The following is a 1,752-nucleotide window of genomic DNA, read 5'->3' as shown; positions in this document are numbered from 1 at the left end:
TCTGGCTATTGCACATCTCCCCGATAGGCAACTGGATCTATGCACTCGGCGGTGACAAGGAGAGCGCGCGTAATGTCGGCATTCCGACCAAACGGCTGACCATTGGTCTGTTCATGCTGTCCGGCTTCAGCGCCGCTTTCGTTGGGGTCAGCGAGGTGATGGTTTACCAGAGTGCGCAGGTTCTGGCCGGTCAGTCCTTCATCTTCAATTCCATCATGTGTGTGGTCATTGGGGGCGTTCTGCTCACGGGCGGCTTCGGCTCGATCGTTGGCATCGTGTTTGGCACGATTACCTTCTCGATCGTGAACCAGGGCATCTACTTCACGAGCATGGATCCCAACATCGGTAGCGTCATAATTGGCGCGCTTCTTTTGATCGCGGTGCTGACCAACGACACCTTCCGGCAGCTGGCGCTCAGCTATTCGTCGAAGAAGGGGCCGCAGTCATGATGGACGCAATCAAATCGGTGCTGCGCCGTCCCGAAGCCGGCTCGATCCTCAGTCTTATCGGCGTCGTGCTGTTCTTCGTTCTGTTCGGCGGCGCCAGTTTGGGCACGCTCGTTGGTGCAGCGAGTTGGGTCAATTTCGCGGCCAATCTGGGCATTGTCGCCATTCCAGTCGGGCTGCTGATGATCTCAGGCGAACTCGACATCTCCATCGGCGCTTTGATCCCCGCGGGTTCCATGACAACCGCCATACTCACCGGCTATTACGGACTGCCCATTGGGGTGGGAATTGCTGGGGCGCTGACAGTCGGCGTGGCGGTCGGCCTGGTCAACGGCCTGCTGACGATCCGCACCTCCGTGCCCTCGCTAATCATTACTCTGGCCACGCTGGTCGCCATGCAGGGGGTGGTGCTCAGTGCTTCGGTGCTTCTGACCGGGACTGCCAGCGTTGCCCTGACCGCGCCGGGCTGGGCCAAATTCCTCTTCGGCCAGTTGATCGGTGGCAGTCACCAGGTCATCATCATCTGGTGGATCGCATTCGCCGTGATCATCGGCTTCGTTCTGCACAAGACCCGTTACGGCAACTGGCTGTTTGCAATGGGCGGCGATCGTGTCAGCGCCCGCAACGCCGGAATTCCGACAGACCGCATGACCATTGCGCTGTTTGTGTTGTCCGCAGTCAGCGCCACCTTTGTTGGCATCTGCCAGGCGATCCTGTTCAATTCCGCCCAAGTCTCCGGCGGCATGAACTTCATCTTCAACGCCATCGTGTCCGTGGTGGTGGGCGGCGTATTGCTGACCGGCGGTTTCGGGTCGGTTGTTGGTATCTTCGTCGGCACCATCACCTTCGCCATAGTCAGCCAGGGCATCTACTTCACCCAGATCGACCGAAACTGGTCGAACCTGATCATCGGTGTGATGCTCTTGGTGGCCGTGCTGATGAACCAGTCGTTCCGCGATTTGGCTTTGTACTTCAGACCGCGGGGTAAGCGAAGCCTGCCGCGGGAGCCAGCAAACCCATGAGAAACGAGTTGTTACAGCAGCCGGGCCCTGAACTCGCTTCCGTCAACGAGCATCGAGCTTCGATGAATACCCTGGCCGATCAACCGCATCAGCCAAGCCGGTTCGCAGATGAAGAGGTGCGCACGCCATGAACGACAAACCTGCCATTCTCGAGCTGAAAAGCGTCAACAAATCCTTCGGGCCGATCGATGTCCTGCACGATATTTCGCTGAGGGTGCGCGCCGGCGAAGTGCTTTGCCTTCTCGGCGACAACGGCGCCGGCAAGTCCACCCTCATCAAAACGT

Annotated in this window: 3 protein-coding genes; all 3 read left to right on the top strand. The window is 58.9% G+C overall.

The window, feature by feature from the left end; genetic code table 11:
* Positions 1-449: ABC transporter permease (locus tag NKH71_RS33275; RefSeq protein WP_502900461.1), on the top strand; the 449-nt coding region annotated here is incomplete at its 5' end.
* Positions 446-1,468 (top strand): ABC transporter permease, encoded by a 1,023-nt coding sequence (locus NKH71_RS33270; protein WP_502897180.1) that lies wholly within the window; start codon positions 446-448, stop codon positions 1,466-1,468. The genes NKH71_RS33275 and NKH71_RS33270, both read left to right, overlap by 4 nt.
* Positions 1,469-1,595: 127 nt before the next feature.
* Positions 1,596-1,752: ATP-binding cassette domain-containing protein (locus NKH71_RS33265; protein WP_352896618.1), on the top strand; the 157-nt coding region annotated here is incomplete at its 3' end.

This window comes from Mesorhizobium sp. M0983, assembly GCF_040318975.1.
Lineage (GTDB): Bacteria > Pseudomonadota > Alphaproteobacteria > Rhizobiales > Rhizobiaceae > Mesorhizobium.
This window is presented reverse-complemented; position numbering and strand designations above follow the sequence as displayed.